This is a genomic window from Gluconobacter sp. OJB (assembly GCF_039638275.1).
Lineage (GTDB): Bacteria > Pseudomonadota > Alphaproteobacteria > Acetobacterales > Acetobacteraceae > Gluconobacter > Gluconobacter cerevisiae.
Map to the genome: position 1 here is coordinate 2,612,296 of NZ_JBDIWH010000001.1, position 15,732 is coordinate 2,628,027.

General features: G+C 56.5%; 12 protein-coding genes and 2 pseudogenes. 10 read left to right on the plus strand and 4 right to left on the minus strand.

The window, feature by feature from the left end; genetic code table 11:
- The first annotated feature begins 70 nt into the window (after window positions 1–70).
- Window positions 71–382, plus strand: coding sequence for a hypothetical protein (locus ABDK74_RS12150; protein ID WP_194255405.1), 312 nt, complete (start codon window positions 71–73; stop codon window positions 380–382).
- A gap of 20 nt (window positions 383–402) precedes the next feature.
- Here ABDK74_RS12150 and acs read toward each other — a convergent pair whose 3' ends face one another.
- The gene (gene acs / locus ABDK74_RS12155; RefSeq protein WP_346003998.1) at window positions 403–2,310 is read right to left on the minus strand and encodes an acetate--CoA ligase; all 1,908 of its coding nucleotides are present in this window, start codon (window positions 2,308–2,310) and stop codon (window positions 403–405) included.
- Between acs and ABDK74_RS12160 the strand changes: the two genes are divergently transcribed.
- The gene (locus ABDK74_RS12160; protein ID WP_346003999.1) at window positions 2,309–2,497 is read left to right on the plus strand and encodes a hypothetical protein; all 189 of its coding nucleotides are present in this window, start codon (window positions 2,309–2,311) and stop codon (window positions 2,495–2,497) included. The two genes, acs and ABDK74_RS12160, sit on opposite strands and share 2 nt — an antisense overlap.
- Before the next feature lie 71 nt (window positions 2,498–2,568).
- Here ABDK74_RS12160 and ABDK74_RS12165 read toward each other — a convergent pair whose 3' ends face one another.
- Both ABDK74_RS12165 and ABDK74_RS12170 read right to left on the minus strand, forming a co-directional pair.
- The gene (locus ABDK74_RS12165) at window positions 2,569–4,152 is read right to left on the minus strand and encodes a hypothetical protein (protein WP_346004000.1); all 1,584 of its coding nucleotides are present in this window, start codon (window positions 4,150–4,152) and stop codon (window positions 2,569–2,571) included.
- A gap of 600 nt (window positions 4,153–4,752) precedes the next feature.
- Window positions 4,753–5,271: pseudogene (locus ABDK74_RS12170) on the minus strand (IS5 family transposase); the annotation flags it as partial.
- Between the two features lie 98 nt (window positions 5,272–5,369).
- On the opposite strand from ABDK74_RS12170, the pseudogene ABDK74_RS12175 reads away from it, so the two are divergent.
- Window positions 5,370–6,329 (plus strand): annotated as a pseudogene (locus ABDK74_RS12175) (IS481 family transposase).
- Here ABDK74_RS12175 and ABDK74_RS12180 read toward each other — a convergent pair.
- Window positions 6,289–7,101, minus strand: coding sequence for a helix-turn-helix transcriptional regulator (locus tag ABDK74_RS12180; protein ID WP_346004001.1), 813 nt, complete (start codon window positions 7,099–7,101; stop codon window positions 6,289–6,291). The pseudogene ABDK74_RS12175 and the gene ABDK74_RS12180 overlap by 41 nt on opposite strands.
- A gap of 76 nt (window positions 7,102–7,177) precedes the next feature.
- On the opposite strand from ABDK74_RS12180, the gene ABDK74_RS12185 reads away from it, so the two are divergent.
- The 7 genes from ABDK74_RS12185 to ABDK74_RS12215 all read left to right on the plus strand — a co-directional run bounded on the left by ABDK74_RS12185 (window position 7,178) and on the right by ABDK74_RS12215 (window position 15,688).
- Window positions 7,178–9,244 carry an FUSC family protein gene (locus ABDK74_RS12185; RefSeq protein ID WP_346004002.1) on the plus strand — a complete coding sequence of 689 codons (2,067 nt, stop codon included), beginning with the start codon at window positions 7,178–7,180 and terminating at the stop codon, window positions 9,242–9,244.
- Window positions 9,241–9,456, plus strand: coding sequence for a DUF1656 domain-containing protein (locus tag ABDK74_RS12190; RefSeq protein ID WP_346004003.1), 216 nt, complete (start codon window positions 9,241–9,243; stop codon window positions 9,454–9,456). Before ABDK74_RS12185 ends, ABDK74_RS12190 begins: the two co-directional genes overlap by 4 nt.
- Window positions 9,453–10,349, plus strand: a complete 897-nt coding sequence (locus ABDK74_RS12195; protein WP_346004004.1) for an HlyD family secretion protein — start codon at window positions 9,453–9,455, stop codon at window positions 10,347–10,349. The genes ABDK74_RS12190 and ABDK74_RS12195 overlap by 4 nt, the downstream gene beginning before the upstream one ends.
- A complete protein-coding gene (locus ABDK74_RS12200) occupies window positions 10,346–11,740 on the plus strand; it encodes a TolC family protein (RefSeq protein ID WP_346004005.1) in 1,395 nt (464 codons plus the stop codon). The genes ABDK74_RS12195 and ABDK74_RS12200 overlap by 4 nt, the downstream gene beginning before the upstream one ends.
- 199 nt (window positions 11,741–11,939) lie before the next feature.
- On the plus strand, window positions 11,940–12,536 hold the full coding sequence (locus ABDK74_RS12205) for a TetR/AcrR family transcriptional regulator (protein WP_346004006.1): 597 nt from the start codon (window positions 11,940–11,942) through the stop codon (window positions 12,534–12,536).
- 239 nt (window positions 12,537–12,775) lie between these two features.
- Window positions 12,776–14,167 (plus strand): NAD-dependent succinate-semialdehyde dehydrogenase, encoded by a 1,392-nt coding sequence (locus ABDK74_RS12210; RefSeq protein ID WP_346004007.1) that lies wholly within the window; start codon window positions 12,776–12,778, stop codon window positions 14,165–14,167.
- A 228-nt stretch (window positions 14,168–14,395) separates the two neighbouring features.
- Window positions 14,396–15,688: an NAD(P)/FAD-dependent oxidoreductase gene (locus tag ABDK74_RS12215; RefSeq protein WP_346004008.1), complete on the plus strand. Its 1,293-nt coding sequence runs from the start codon at window positions 14,396–14,398 to the stop codon at window positions 15,686–15,688.
- The last annotated feature ends 44 nt before the right edge of the window (window positions 15,689–15,732 follow it).

Here is a 15,732-nt window from a genome sequence, read left to right on the forward strand (position 1 = left end):
TTGACCAAAGCCGCGGAGAATGGCTTTGTGGAGTGATCTTGTCCTCTTTATGCCGGTGCCAGATTACGTGATGCAATCCATACTCGATACGTTGTGGGGTCTGATCCTGGGTCTGCTGGGCATTGTGGTGGCTGGCGTGGCGATCATCGAGGTCATGGCCCGTTCCGTACTGAGCAGCCTTGGAATTCAGGGACAGGTCCAGACGGCTCTGCTGTTCCTGCTTCTGGGTGGACTGATTCTGGGGGCCTTCAGGATTTTTGGAAAGCTGTTTGCTGTTCTGCTAGTCGCCGCGTTTTCCGTCTATTTCATGCATGTCGTCTTTGGCGTTCTGAGCGATGCACTCATCCCCGTTCAGACATCGAGTGCGACAACCGATGTCTGAACAGGCCCAACTCTAATCAGTCAGTCCGCTGGTGTCTGGATGATGCGGATCAGCGTTTCCACGATCTCAGGATCGGCGAGGGTGGACAGGTCGCCAAATCCTTCAGTCTCGCCACAGGCAATCTTGCGAAGAAGACGGCGAACGCTTTTCCCGGAACGGGTCTTGGGAAGATCCGGCACGACATGGATACGTTCGGGCGCTGCATAGCGGCCTACTTTCGACGTAATCGCTTTCGCAGCCCGGATGTGAAGATCATCTGGCGCATTGTCGCGTGCGACGACGTACACGACAATCCCCTGTCCTTTCAGATCATGCGGGATGCCGATTGCGGCACTCTCTGCAATGGTCAGCTCAGTCGCCAGCGCATCCTCGATTTCAGCAGAGCCGATCCGGTGCCCCGAGACATTGATGACGTCATCCACCCGGCCGGTAATCCAATAGTACCCGTCTTCGTCACGGCGTGCGCCATCACCCGTGAAATAGTATCCGGGATAGGGCTGAAGATAGGTGCGCTCGAAAAGACCATCGTCGTTCCAGATGGAGAGCGCGCGGCCGGGCCACGATCCCTTGAGGCAAAGCACGCCCTCGGTGGTTCCTTCGCGCGGCGTACCCTTTTCGTCCAGAAGGACCGGATGCACGCCGGGGAGTGGAAGCGTCGCTGACGCAGGCTTTTCGCGAACGGCTCCCGGAACGGGAGAAATCATAATGCCGCCGCTTTCGGTCTGCCACCAGGTGTCAACGAAAGCGCAGCGACCGCCACCAACATGGTCGTTGAACCAGGACCACGCTTCCTGGCTGATGGGTTCTCCTACCGTTCCCAGAACACGCAGAGAGGATAGGTCGTAACGCTGCACGACGGCGTCGCCTTCCCGCATGAGCGCACGGATGGCGGTTGGAGATGTATAGAACGTCGTAACCTTGTGATCCTGGATTACATTCCACCAGCGACCCGGCCCCGGATAGGACGGCATACCCTCGAACAGCAGAACCGTCCCGCCGTTCAGGAGAGGGCCATAAACTCCATAAGTATGTCCTGTAATCCAGCCGATATCGGCCGTGCACCAGAAGATATCTCCGTCCTGATGATCAAACACCAGTTCATGCGTGTAGGAGGCCCAGACCAGATATCCCCCCGTTCCGTGCACGATGCCTTTGGGTTTGCCAGTGCTGCCCGAAGTGTAAAGCAGGAATAGTGGAGCCGAAGAGGGCATGTTCTGAGGCACGCAGTCAGGTGCGGCTTTTTCCAGAAGAGGGGTAAGCCAACTATCCCGTTCCGGCTTCATGCCCACTTCATCGTCCGTTACGCTGACGACCAGAACAGTATTGACGGCAAGGGTTTCCGGGCGGAGGTCGAGGGCCGCATCCAGTGTGGCCTTGAACGGGATTCTTTTGGGACCTCGCCGCCCGACATTGGCCGTGATCACCAGAGCTGCACCGCTGTCAGCCAGTCTGTCGGAAATCGCTTCGGGAGAAAAACCGCCAAAAAGAACCACATGGATCGCTCCGATCCGCGCGCAGGCAAGCATAGCGATCAGACCTTCAGGAACGGAAGGCAGATGAATGGCAACTCGATCGCCTGCCTGAATGCCTTGGTCCCGCAGGACATTCGCCATCCGGCACACACGCTCATGAAGAGTTTTATATGTAAATGTCAAGACGTGCCCGGCGTCCTCAGCCTGCCAGATCAGGGCTTTCTGATCGCCGCGGGTGTCGAGGTGGCGGTCCAGGCAGTTGACGCTCGCATTGAGCATTCCGCCCGGAAACCAGCCTTTTTCCTCGCATTGGGTCTGGAGTGGTGCGGTCTTCCAGAGCAGTCTTTCGCTTTCGCAGGCCCAATAGAGATTGGGCTCGGCAGCGGCACGTCCCACTAAAGCGCTGTAATCCGCGGGGTTAAGGCGGAATGAATGAGGGTGAGAAGAGGAGGGCATGGACCTGAAACCTTACGCACGAAAAACAGACGCCACAGAGCGGACTGTTGTTATATTTGGCTTGCAGGTTCTGAAACAGAGTGAATTTTTTTATCCTCATAAAAAGCCCTTCACAGCATTAGGCCATACGGACAAAAGTTCTATCGGACTGATGCAGGGGCTGTTTCATGGGGCTTTGATAAGGTGACGTAGTGGAGCAGGCATGCACGAGAGGATTTGAACTGATCGATGACTGGCAGCATATGGTCGCCATCGTCCTCATACCAGCGCCTCCCCACTCAGTCCCGTCCAGGCTTTCGTATTCGGGTTCCACATTGCCATGACGCCCGGTGAGCCGGAGCCAATGGCCTTGTCTGTCACCAGTGCGCGCTGCCATGCGATGGGAGATGTAGGGAGTGTCGCAAAAGTGTAGGTCGCAGCAACAATCGGCTCATTGGCATATTTGGCGGTATTGGTTGCTCCGTTGAATGTCACAAGAGGAGTCTGCCAAGCGGATAAATCTGACGTCCCGGCAGAGATTTTTAAATCAGGGGAGAAGGGGCCACTTGTATTGGTGGATGCCTGAACTTTCCAATAACGAGCAGCTTTGTTATCTGGATTTACAAACGCGAAACATCCATTGTCATTTTCATCCGACGCATACCTGCCGTTTAAAGCAAATCCAATCGACATAAAATAGCTGTTGCCGGAAGTGTCGTAAAACCCTGTTACTTGTAACTCCTCCCCTGTACTGTTTGTCAGCAATATCCCGGGAGGATTGTTAGTCAAAGATTTTATTACATAGAAGTTCGTTCCGAAGTACCCGTTATATGCACCTATCTGAAGAAACGGGTTTTTAACAGTCCCTCCGTTGCCATTCGATGTGTCAGGATCAGATATCGTATAAATGCCGCCCGAATTATCAAATCCTGAAAGCAGTTTTTTTAGTTCAGGAAGGTTATAATTCCCTGAAGAATCTTTTTTATTATCAATAGAACGAGGGAAATACTCAGCCCCATTCGCCGCCGTATAACCGAGGGCTGTGTTGATTGCCGCTGCTGACAGTTTGGCTTCTGTTCCGGTTGCTCCGGGCGGAACCTCAAACGTCGCAGGCGCGGTTGTGGTCCCATCGGTGAGGGTTGCGGTCAGCGTGACGGTAGAGGACTGGCCGGCTACGACAGTACCCTGCGTCACATTGATCCCCTTGATCCCCACGCCCTGAGCGCCGCCCGAGGACAGGGCTGCGATCCATTGCCCGATCGTCTGGACCTTACCGCCTGATGTGACATCCAGCCCGGAGCCATCGCCGGAATACGTCCCTGCCGTCACGCTCTCGAACGACGGCGTCCCCACGGGGGCTGTGTTTTCCGTGGCCATGACGACGCGGCCGTTCGCAGAATAGCCGGACGGCAGCGCCTCGATGCCGGCAATCAGCACCTTGCCGTTCGTCAGTGTGTCGGCCGTGAAGTCAGATGGCGGCGCGGTCGCCACGGTCAGCGCTGTGATCTGAAGGACAGCCATCACCGAATACACGCGACCCTGCTGGGTCGTGATCTCAAAGAGGATCTTTTGTGTCGTGTCGGGTTGCCCGCTGGCAAGGAACGCCACTACCAGCGGTCCAGCCACGGCGGACCACATGACCTTAAGGTCATAGGCCCCGCCCGTGGCCGTCGTGACGACAGCGGAGCGGATCGCGGTCAGCGTATCGCCTGTGCCAGCCAGCAGGGTGGAGAAGTCCAGCACATAGTCCAGACAGTCGGCCGAGGCCTTCGGGCACAAGACAACCTGTGAAATGGTTCCGTTGCGTCCTTGTAAAACGATCGTCCGCAGTGGGGACGGTGCGAGATTATTAACTGTGGTCATGCAGTCCTCACTTTGGTCAGAAACGCGTTAAAATCATTATTGCTTGGTGTCTTGTCAGGGGCGTCCGGCCAGTTCTTTCGCGATAGCAGATGAAGCCGTTATTTCTCCGTATCTGTGGCCAGTTTCTCTCTGCCCACATGGCAGGCAGGCGCCCGGTCAGCACGCTGCGGAGATGACAGGTGCGCGGGTCATGTTTCGAGGCGTACTTGTCCTGTTTTCTATCCTGCGTAGGGTCTGTGGAAACAAAATGAGGAATCCGGCCGAAGTTGTGTTCCCCTTCGGCGTAATTAGACTGCCGAATTTTGCCTTGTTCGATGGTCGTGGATGGCTTTTCAGGATTTCTGAAGATCTGAGAAGCGGGGCGCTGAAGCCAGAGTGCGGGGACGCAATTGCCCATGATATTTTCGGATATAAAAAACCGCCCCAATGAAGGGTTCTAAAATATGGGTTGATGTTGCAGTTCGGAAAGCCTTCTCATAAGAAGACAAAGTCGCGCGCACCGAGAAAAATTATATGTCAACCCAGCACTTTGAGGAGATTTTTGTTTTTAGTCTCAGCGCTTATAGCCAAAAAATTACGGTTACAGCGAGGCAGATGGCTGAACCAGTCGGCGTCACACCTGCGATCGCCCAGCATCCATTGTGCCGCAGGAAGACTGTCCAGCAGGGCAGCGGCACCTGTATAATCGCTGATCTGCCCCGCAGTCATGAAAAAGTCAGCGGTCGTTCATTCTGATCGGTGATCGCATGCAGCTTTGTATTCATGCCACCTTTAGTCCGTCCGATCAGACGCCCTGGATCCTTTTTTTTAGCCGCAGGCTTGAAGCCGTACGATGTGCCTTGAGATATGTCGCGTCAATTATGATGGTCTGGGGCTCGGCCTTTGCAGCAGATAAGCCATCCATCATCCTCATGAAAATGCCCATGTCACTCCAAAGCTTCCAGCGGTTGTAGAGCGTCTTGTGCGGACCGTACTCCCGGGGCGCATACCATTGCGGTTCACAAAAATGATGCCGCTCAGCACACGGCGGTCATCGACGCGAGGTTTGCCGTGGCTCTTGGGAAAGAACGGCCGTAGACGCTCCACTTGTTCGTCCGTCAGCCAAAATAGATCGCGCATTTCAAGTCTCCTCACCTCCAATCAATGTGTCCTGAGGCTAGATGTTTGGTCCCGGGGTTTGATGGCGTGATAATTTCACGTGAGTGGAAGGAAGCCTTATGGGACAGATACGTCATGGCAGCGCCACGACCACGCACGTTGTGCGAGCAGCAATACAGCGATCGCAGGCTTCGCTCGCGGCACTGAGCGAGGAGTTCGGGATCGATCCGAAAAGCGTTGCAAAATGGCGCAAGCGCCAGACTGTTGAAGATCAGAAAACTGGCCCTGAAGAGCCTCGTTCAACAAACCTGACAAAAACCGAAGAAACCATGGCAGTCGCTTTTCGCCGGCATACTTTACTGCCGCTGGATGACTGCCTTTATGCCCTGCAGGCCAGCATTCCTCATCTGACACGTTCGGCCCTGCACCGCTGCTTTCAGCGTCACCAGATCTCACGGCTTCCGGACATGGAGGGAGACAAGCCAAAACGGCAGCGCTTCAAACGCTATCCCATCGGCTTTTTTCACATCAATATTGCCGAAGTCCAGACCGCTGAAGGCAAGCTGCATCTTTTCGTTGCCATCGACCGGACCAGCAAATCCGCTGTCACACAACTGGTCGAAAAAACCAATCGGAGGACGGCCTGAGAATTCCTCGAACATCTCCTGAGCATCATTCCTTATGGGGTGTATACCATTCTGACCGATAATGGAATCCAGTTCGCTGAGCAGCCCCGTAATCGAAGTACGGTGTGGTCGCGTCCCACGCGCTTCGCCATCCTCTGCGAAGCCCACGGGATCGAACATCGTCTGACGAAACCCAATCATCCATGGACGAACGGTCAGATTGAGCGGATGAACCGGACAATCAGGGAAGCAACCGTCAAACGCTTCCATGACGACAGCCATGAACAGTTGAAGATCCACCTCAACGACTTCATGGCAGCCTACAGCTTCGGGAGAAGGCTCAAAACGCTGAGTGGACTCACGCCTTACGAATATGTCTGCAAAATATGGACTTCAGAGCCAGAAAGATTCATCAGAAATCTAAACCATCAAACCCCGGGACCAAACAGGTAGGCAAATACCGCGACGGCGTGCTGCCGACAGCCTTTCGGAACATCGTAATAAATGCATTGACGGACTCATAACCAAGCATGGCCGCGACACGCTGTACGCTCGTACCACTCGCCAGTTCACGGAGCGCAACGACAAGGTGAAGCTGCTGTCGCCACCGGCCGAATGTCAGCCCGGTTTCCTGAATCATCAGTCTGGCCAGAGATCGTTCACTCATCGCAACCCGTTGGGCCCAGTCGGCCAACGTACTGCGATCTGACGGCTCGGTCGTCAGCGCATCGGCGATGGCACGAATTTTGGTATTTTCTGACACAGGCAGGTTGAGACCCTGCCGTGGCATCTCAGCCAGCTCGTCGAGCATCACGCGCGCTAGTCGGGCGGCATGACTATCCGGAGGATAATCTTTTGGCTCGGCAGCCAGACGATCAATCATCGCCCGGATCATCGGCGTTATCTCCAGCGCACAGCAATGGTCGGGAAGGCTGCTCGCACCAATTTCGACGAAGAGATAATCGACGCGGGCGTTCGCAGTCGCTCTGGCGCTATGCGGCACCCCGCCCGGAATCCAGATCCCGCAGTTTGGGGGAACGATCCATACGTTCTGGGCGGCGATGCAGGTAACGGCCCCATATGATGCCAGGATCAACTGTCCCTTACGATGAATGTGCGTCGGCACCTCAGATGCATGATCAGCAAAGTCGAGCCTGTGGGCGATCGCGGTTGCATCCGAGGTGTCCGGGTCCACGGAAGCGATAGCTGAGGAGCGATACGGCATCGTATTGGCAGCTTTCAGTGATTGATTGTCTGGATACCTAATTTATCTGGTTGTTGCAACTCGTTATCAACAATCTATGACATTCAGGCCCTTCTGGCAGGACGGGTGGATCAGACCCACGCTGCCGCAACTCATCGCCCCGCTTCGCAACCCAGCCCTCAGGGCGGACGGTGAAGCGCTGCTCTTTTCCGCCAAGAGTTTCGCGGCCGCGATGCTGGCTTATTTCATAGCGCTTCGCATTGGATTGCCGCGTCCTTCCTGGGCGATCGTCACCGTTTATCTCGTGTCGCAACCCACCGCGGGAGCCTCGTTCAGTCGTGGTCTCTACCGTCTGATGGGCACTCTGGTCGGGGCGCTCGCGACCGTGGCAATCGTTCCGATCTTCGCCAACGAGCCAGTGGTGTGCAGTGCGGTGCTCGCCGGATGGATCGGCCTTGGTCTGTTTCTGTCGCTACTCGACCGCACGCCGCGCTCTTATGCCTTCGTGCTGTCCGGCTACACAACCAGCCTGATCGGCTTTCCTGCAGTTGCGGCGCCTGGCGCAGTCTTCGACACTGCAATTGTGCGCGTGCAGGAGATCGCACTGGGCATTTTGTGCGCAGTGGTGATCCATCGCTATGTGTTCCCCCGGCCGATGACCGGCCAGTTTCAGGCCAAGCTGGCGACGACGCTGCATGATGCCCGAAGACTGGCCCGCGATGTATTGAACACCGTCCCGGAAAGCTCATGTCGCGATGATCGCTACCGAATGGCTCTGGACATGCTCGCGCTTCGAGGACTGGCGACGCATCTTCCTTATGATCCGGTTACAACACGTCTACGCGGCGCAACGTTGCGCACTTTACATGATCGTCTGGCTCACCTGTTGTTGCTCCTCGACGATGTTGAGGAACGCCTCTCCCTCATCCATGCGCCTGGAATGCCTGAGGAGCTAGCGCAGCTTTTATACAGAGTTCGCAGATGGATCACTCTGGACACGCCGAATGATCGCGGAACAGAAGCGCACAGGGTGTTCCAGAATGCCCGTTCGCTCAACCATGCCGATGACGCCACCTTGATCGACGGCCTTGTCGCCAACATCGCCCGTCATCTCGCCGAACTTGTCGGTCTCCTTCACGATATCGAACGGCTTGGCGCCGAAGCCAGCGCAGCAGAGTGTGCAACAGAGCCACTCCACGGCGATGGGAAAACGACTGGCTATGTCTTCCATCGCGATCCGATGATGGCGGCGCGGGCAGGTCTGGGTGCCGCTTGCGGGATCACCCTCGGCTGCTTCTTCTGGATTTGGTCTGCGTGGCCCGATGGAGGGCTGGCTGTATCGGTGTTGGGTGTCACCTGTGCCCTGTTCGGCAATGTGGATGCACCGGTGCCGTATGTCCGAAAATACATGCTTGGCTCGGTCTATGGCATCGCGATCAGCCTGATCTACAGCTTTACTGTCCTGCCGCGTGTCTTCGAGTTCTGGGTGCTGATCGCGGTCCTCGCCCCGGCGTTTCTGTTCGGAGGATCGTTGCAGGCTCGGCCGTCGACCGCCTTCATGGCTCTCGGCATCACCTTGACTGTCCCGATCCTCGTCGGGCTGGGCCCTGTTTATGGCGGAGACTTCGCTGAGGCCATCAACAGCAGCATCGCGCTGTTGATGGGGGTCGGCTTCGGAGCGGCAACTATGACGTTGTTCCAGACGGTCTCCCCAGATACCGCGATCAACCGACTGCTGCTGCTCGGCCGTCGAGACGCGGCATATCGCGTCCGAAGCAGGGTTTCCGCCGAAGCCGCCTGGACCAATCTGACAATCGATCGCATCGCCCTTCTGCGATCCCGTCTGGGTCTTTCGGCGCGTCCGACAACGGAGACGATCGACATGATCGTGCGGGACCTTCGCACTGGTCACGCAGTGAGCCGTCTTCGCGAGCGTCTCGACCTGCTGGAAAGTGAAGCCGTCAGTGCCATCCGCGTCCTGTTGCGCGATCTCGCACATCATTTCGACAGAGGTTCACCATCAGTCGATGAACTGAGCACGCGGGTTGAAGAGCTGATCGCGCTCATTGCCGTCGGGAAGAGGGCGCGCCGTCTGCTGCTTGACCCGCTCATCGACCTGCGTTTCGCGCTTTCTTCTGTTCAGAACAGCGAGGCCAGAGCATGATTCCAGATCTCTGCATCAGTAGCGTCTTTGTTCCCGGCTTGTTGGGAGGCGCCTGCATCGCCTTGGTAACCACCGTTGTGCTGCTGCGTCTGCTCACCGCCCTCGGCGCGTGGAAACTGCTCTCTATCCGGTCGTTCGTCGAACTGGCCGTCTTCGTCATCCTGTTCAGCCTGCTCGCGCAGGGTCTCTCCATCATCGGACCCCTTCCATGAAATTCCTTCTTGCTTTTCTGGGTCGCCATGCCTTGACGCTTGGGCTCGTCGTCAGCGCCGCTGCCGTCGCGCTCCAGTTGTGGGAACGCAATCAGCGGACGCCCTGGACCCGTGATGGCCACGTACGGACTGACGTCGTACGGGTTTCGACCGATATTGGTGGGCTCATTACCCAGGTTCTGGTCCATGACAATCAGGTGGTGCACCCCGGACAGCTCCTGATCGTCCTCGATCGACCGCGCCGGGCCGCGGCGCTCGGACGTGCAGAAGCCGCCATAACGGAGGCGAGGGCACAACTTGATCTGGCGCGCAAGGAGGCGCGGCGCGATCTGGCGTTGCGCGATCTCGTCGCGACAGAGGCGCATGAGCAGAACATCGCAAAGATCAGGACGACGGAGGCAGCGCTGACGCGCGCGCTCGCCGACCGCGACGTGGCCCTGATCGACATGCAGCGCACCGAAATCCGCGCAACAGTCGGGGGCACCGTCACCAATCTTGACCTTCACCCTGGCGATTATCTGGCCGTGGGCGCCCAAGCCATGGCGCTGGTGGATGCCGAGACGTTGCGTGTGGAAGGGTATTTCGAAGAAACCAAACTGCGCAGTGTCTCCATCGGTGATTGCGCGCGCATTCATCTGATGGGAGACGATGCCGATATCGTCGGTCATGTCGAGAGCATTGCCGCCGCAATCGCCGACGACCAGCGCGACAACTCCGGAAATCTGCTGCCCAGGGTCGCGCCGACATTTTCATGGGTGCGGCTTGCACAACGCATTCCTGTCCGTGTGCACATAGACCGCGTGCCAGCGGGAACGAAGCTGATCGTCGGGCGAACGGCGACGGTGGAAATCCTGCCCTCAACAACCCCGAACGTGGTTGGGAGGCACCTGTGAGATCTGTTTTCGCGCTGTGTATGGCGCTTCTGATGACCGGCTGCGTTGCTGGGCCGGATTATCGTGTTCCTGACGCGGCCATTGTCCATCGCCCTGGGGCGACGAAGGCGCTCCTTGGTAGCAGGGACGAAGGCGTGGTTCAGGCATCCTTGCCACCGCATTGGTGGCATCTCTACAAGGATGCCCGCCTCGACGCCTTCGTTGCCGAAGCACTGGCGGCAAACACTGATCTTCGCACCGCAGACGCCAATCTCGGCAGAGCAGACGCCCTCATACGCGAAGCAGAGACAGCACGCACCGTAACGACGGATTTTAGTGGGCAAACAACTGGCTCGCGGATCGGAGGTCCGACCCGGTTTCTGCCAGCACCCTTCAGCTATGCACTGGGTATGAACGTCAGTTATCCTCTCGATCTGGCTGGGGGCATCCGTCGCGCAATCGAAGAGGCGAACGCTCAGTCAGAGGCAGCGCAGGCAGCGCGCGACCAAGTGCGTGTGATCGTAGCCGCCACCGTCACCCGCAATTATGCCCGCGTTTGTGCCGATGCCGTAGCGCTGGCCGCCGCGAGACACGTTGTTGCCGTTCAACGCGCGACACTTGATGTCGCGTTGCGTATGGCCAACGAGGGGCGCGGCACGCGCTTTGACAGTGAACGCGCGCGGACGGCAGCATTCGCGAGCGAAGCCGCCATTCCGGACATCCTCGCCGATCAGAAAAGCGCTTTGTTCGCGTTGGCAGCCGTCATGGGACGCGTTCCATCGGACTATCCGCACGCACTGGAGGCATGCACCATAATCCCGTCGCTTGTCCTCCCGCTGCCGGTTGGCGATGGAGCAGCACTATTGAGGCGCCGTCCCGACATCAGAAAGGCAGAACGACTTTTCGCTGCGGCGACAGCTGGTATTGGCGTCGCCGAAGCCGATCTCTACCCCAAGGTCAGCCTTGGCGGATCGGTGGGGAGCACCACGTCGATCACGCATGCCCTGACGTTGTCGTCGTTCGGCTTGAGCGTTGGTCCACTGGTCTCATGGTCCTTTCCTAACCGGGTCTTGGCCCGCGCCCGTATCATGCAGGCTGGCGCAGAATCCCGTGCTGCGCTCGGTGCGTTCGACGGAACGGTTCTGCTCGCATTGAAACAGACTGAGACCGCCCTGTCGGCCTATAGGCGGACGCGTGAACGCCTCGAAGATCTGGACCGGGCTGCGAACTCCGCTGGCAAGGCAAGCAGCGATGCCGAGACGCTGCAACGCTTCGGCCGCACGCCATTTCTCGACGTCCTTAACGCGCAAGCGAATTACGCCGAGGCGCAGACACGTCTGTCATCTGCTCGGATCGATCTGGTCGATCGGCAGATTGATCTGTTTCAGGTGCTCGGAGGCGGTTGGGAATGAGAAGGACCTTACACCCAGAAGTGAGGCCATTTGAAGTCGCCCATTTTCCGCCTTTGATTCACGTCCTGCCTCAACGCCAGTTCGTTCCGGATCGCCTCTGGAGACAATCCATGACTTGAATTCCGACTGAAACCGCCCTGTTTCCTCAAAAACCGGAGAAGATATTGACCCGTCTGGCTACCGGACGCATGAATGATAGATGACCGTTGCAACCAAACAGATGCTTGTCAGACGCACCATTGTGGATGCGGCTCGTCCCCTGATCGGAAGCCAGGGTTTTTCGGCAGTGGGGATTTCTCAGATCATTGAGGTCGCTGGAATTCCGAAGGGCTCTTTTTATCATTATTTTGAGTCCAAAGAGGCATTTGGTGAAGAACTTCTCAATCTTTATATCTCTGATTATCTGGCCAAAATGGACATCATGTTCGGAACGTCCGGGAAAAATGGCCGGGAGAGAATTCTCGCCTACTGCCAGTTTTGGTGGGAAACACATGTTGACGGAAAAACAGGCGATAAATGTCTGATCGTTAAGTTGGGAGCCGAGGTTTCGGACCTTTCGGAGCGAATGCGCCATATTCTCAAAAACGGAACGGAACAGGCAGTCGAACGCATTACGGCGATCATCCGGGCGGGGCAGGAGGATGGGTCCATCCAGTCTGCCATGAATTCCTATATCCTTGCACAAGCACTTTATCAGCAGTGGCTCGGCGCAACTCTGATGGTCAAGATCACCAGAGACTCACATCCATTTGATAATGCATGGGTAGCGACGAAAAGCTTTCTCGATCATACCTGAAGACGGCAGCGAGGCCTCGTCTCCTGCTGGTTCGATTCTATAGACGACCGGTCTAATAATATACGACCGGTCTAATTCTTATCGGGGAAAGATCGTCTGAGGAGGGAGTCATTCCCCGCCCATTCAACAGAGAGTCATACGTTTCGTGCCCGGAGCGGACGGAACCGAATGGCCATCTGCATGAAAAGGGCAGGCTCTGCTCAGCGTCACTTTTTCCATATATGCAACACGAGGTAAGAATGGCTTACGCAAGTACCAATCCTTTCACCGGCGAAGTGCTGGCAACCTTTCCGAATGCAACGGATGCAGAAGTTCAGGCGGCTCTGACCCAGGCCCATGCTGCCTATGAAAAGTGGCGTGAGACCTCATTTGCCGAGCGCGCACGGATCATGAAGGCTGCGGCTGACATTCTGCGTCGTGACGTCGATAAATATGCCCGCCTTGGCACGCTGGAAATGGGCAAGCTTTTCTCGGAATCCAAGAAAGAGGTCATCCTTTCCGCCGAAATCTTCGAATATTATGCCAAATATGCCGAAGAGCTGCTGAAACCGGAATCTCTCCCCGTTGCCGATCCTGCCGAGGGCAAAGCTGTTCTGGTTCACGAACCGCTTGGGATTGTTCTTGCGATCGAACCGTGGAATTTTCCCTTCTATCAGGTCGTCCGCATCATTGCGCCGCAGCTTTCTGCCGGTAATGCGGTCATTCTGAAGCATGCGTCGAACCTGCCGCAATGCGCCGCTATCTGCGAAGAGCTTATGAAGGAGGCTGGGCTTCCGGCTGGACTGTTCCGTAATCTTTACACGGCCCGTCATCATACCGAGATGATCCTGAGTGACCCCCGTGTTGTTGGCGTTGCGCTGACGGGCTCCGAAGGCGCTGGCACCATCATCGCCGCTACGGCTGGCAAAGCACTCAAGAAATCCATGATGGAACTGGGTGGGGCAGATGCTTTCATCGTTCTGGAAGATGCAGACGTTGAAAAGGCGGCAAAATTTGCGGTGATTGGACGCCATTGGAATGCAGGCCAGGTCTGTGTATCCGCCAAGCGCCTTATCGTGGCAGACGCCGTTTATGACCGTTTTCTGGAATTATATAAGAAGGGTGTTGCCGAGCTGAAGGCTGGCGACCCAATGAATCCGGCGACAACGCTTGCACCTGTCTGTTCTCAGGGCGCGAAGGACGATCTGGAACGTCAGGTCGAAGAGGCCAGAAAGCATGGTGCGAAGGTTGAGGTCATTGGTGCACCCGTACCAGAAAAAGGCTCTTTCTTCCGTCCCCTGCTGATGACGGGACTGGATGGCAACAATGCAGCCCGGCACTGGGAATTCTTTGGGCCGGTGACGCAGCTTTATCGCGCCAAGGACGAAGAGGACGCGGTACGCATCGCAAACGACTCCCCCTATGGGCTGGGTGGTGCCGTTTTTACGAAGGATGAAACCCGTGGCGCACATGTGGCATCTCGCATCCGGACGGGCATGGTGTTCATCAACCATCCGCTCATTCCCAAGGCAGACCTGCCATTCGGGGGCATCAAGAACTCCGGCTTTGGTCGTGAACTGATCGGTCTGGGTATTAAGGAATTCGTCAATCACAAGCTGATCAACATCGTTGATATTGACGCTCCACTGTAATGAAAAAGGGGAATGGAAGTATTTCCATTCCCCTCTGACCCCGGCGTCTGATCATGCATGACGCCCGGAGTTGGCCTGACGGACCTTTCTCAAGAAAAACGCATGAATCTTGAAGCCAGCGGATAACGCTTCGTCATCCGGAGCTTTCAGCGTGCCAGAAAAACCTCTTCTACTCAGGTAAATATGGTTTTTCTGACAGGAGCCGTGCAAACAGAGGCTTGTAAACCAATGACGTCTCGTCCTGAAATTCTGATTGTTGGCGGAGGGGTGGCCGGACTCTCACTGGCGACCCAGTTGGGAAAATCGCTTGGAAAGCGCGGCAAAGCCCGCGTTACCCTCATTGACAAAAGCTTTTCCCATGTCTGGAAACCGATGCTGCACTGCTTCGCTGCCGGAACCGTTCTGAATGAAAACGACCGCGTCAGTTTTATCACGCAGGCCAGCCGGTATCATTTTGAATTCTGGCCCGGAGAGGTCGTTTCGGTTGACAGGGACAAGAAGGAAGTAGTTCTCAGTCCGTTTTATGCTTCGGATGGTACCCTCGTACTGGATAGCCGAACCCTGCGCTATGACGCACTGGTGTTGGCGATTGGGAGTTGTGCCAACGATTTCGGCACGCCAGGCGTAAAGGAGCATTGCCTGCCGATCGATAACCTAGTCGATGCCAACCACTTCAATGAAAAATTCCGTATGGAATTACTAAAGGCGTTCGCCAATACTTCGGAACTGGATATCGCGATTGTCGGCGGAGGTGCAACGGGGACGCAGCTTGCGGCGGAACTCCACAAAGCACTTGATATTGTAGATCCCTACAGCCTGCATGCTTTCGGCCGGACTCCCCCCAAGCTGCATGTCACGCTGCTGCAGTCCGGGGCGCGTATTTTGCCCGCTTTCCCTGAATCAGTCTCTGAAGCTGCCAAAAATGAACTGGAGCGGATTGGCGTCACGGTCCGAACGAGTGCCCGTGTTGCCGGAGCGGATGCCGACGGTTTCATTCTCAAGGATGGCACACATGTTCCGGCCAAACTTCGTGTCTGGGCTGCTGGCGTAAAAGCTCCGCAGGTTACTCAGACTTATGGCGGTCTGTCACTGAACCGGTCAGGACAGCTCCTGGTCAACGGCAATCTTTCGTCGAAGGATGATCCAAATATCTTCGCTATGGGAGACTGCTCGTTCATCGAAGACGATCCTTTGCCGGCTACGGCACAGGTTGCCCGACAGCAGGCCAATCATCTGGGGCGGCATCTGCCAGCCTGGATCGAGCATGGACGGGATGTGCCAGGATGCATCTTCCATAACAAAGGTGCCATCGTGGCGCTGGGCAAATACAACGGCTGGGCTGCCCTGCCAGGAGGAACTGTCTGGGGTGGTGGATTTTCTCACGGCCTGTCGGCGAGGCTGGGACATATTATGCTGTATCGTCAGCATCAAATCGAACTGTTCGGATACTATCGCGGTCTGATCTCGTTTTTCTCAGACTGGGTGGAAGGCTTTGTCCGCCCTTCCATTCGGCTGGACTAATGATCTATCTGGCCCGTTTGAACTCATTGGTTTCGAACGGGCCA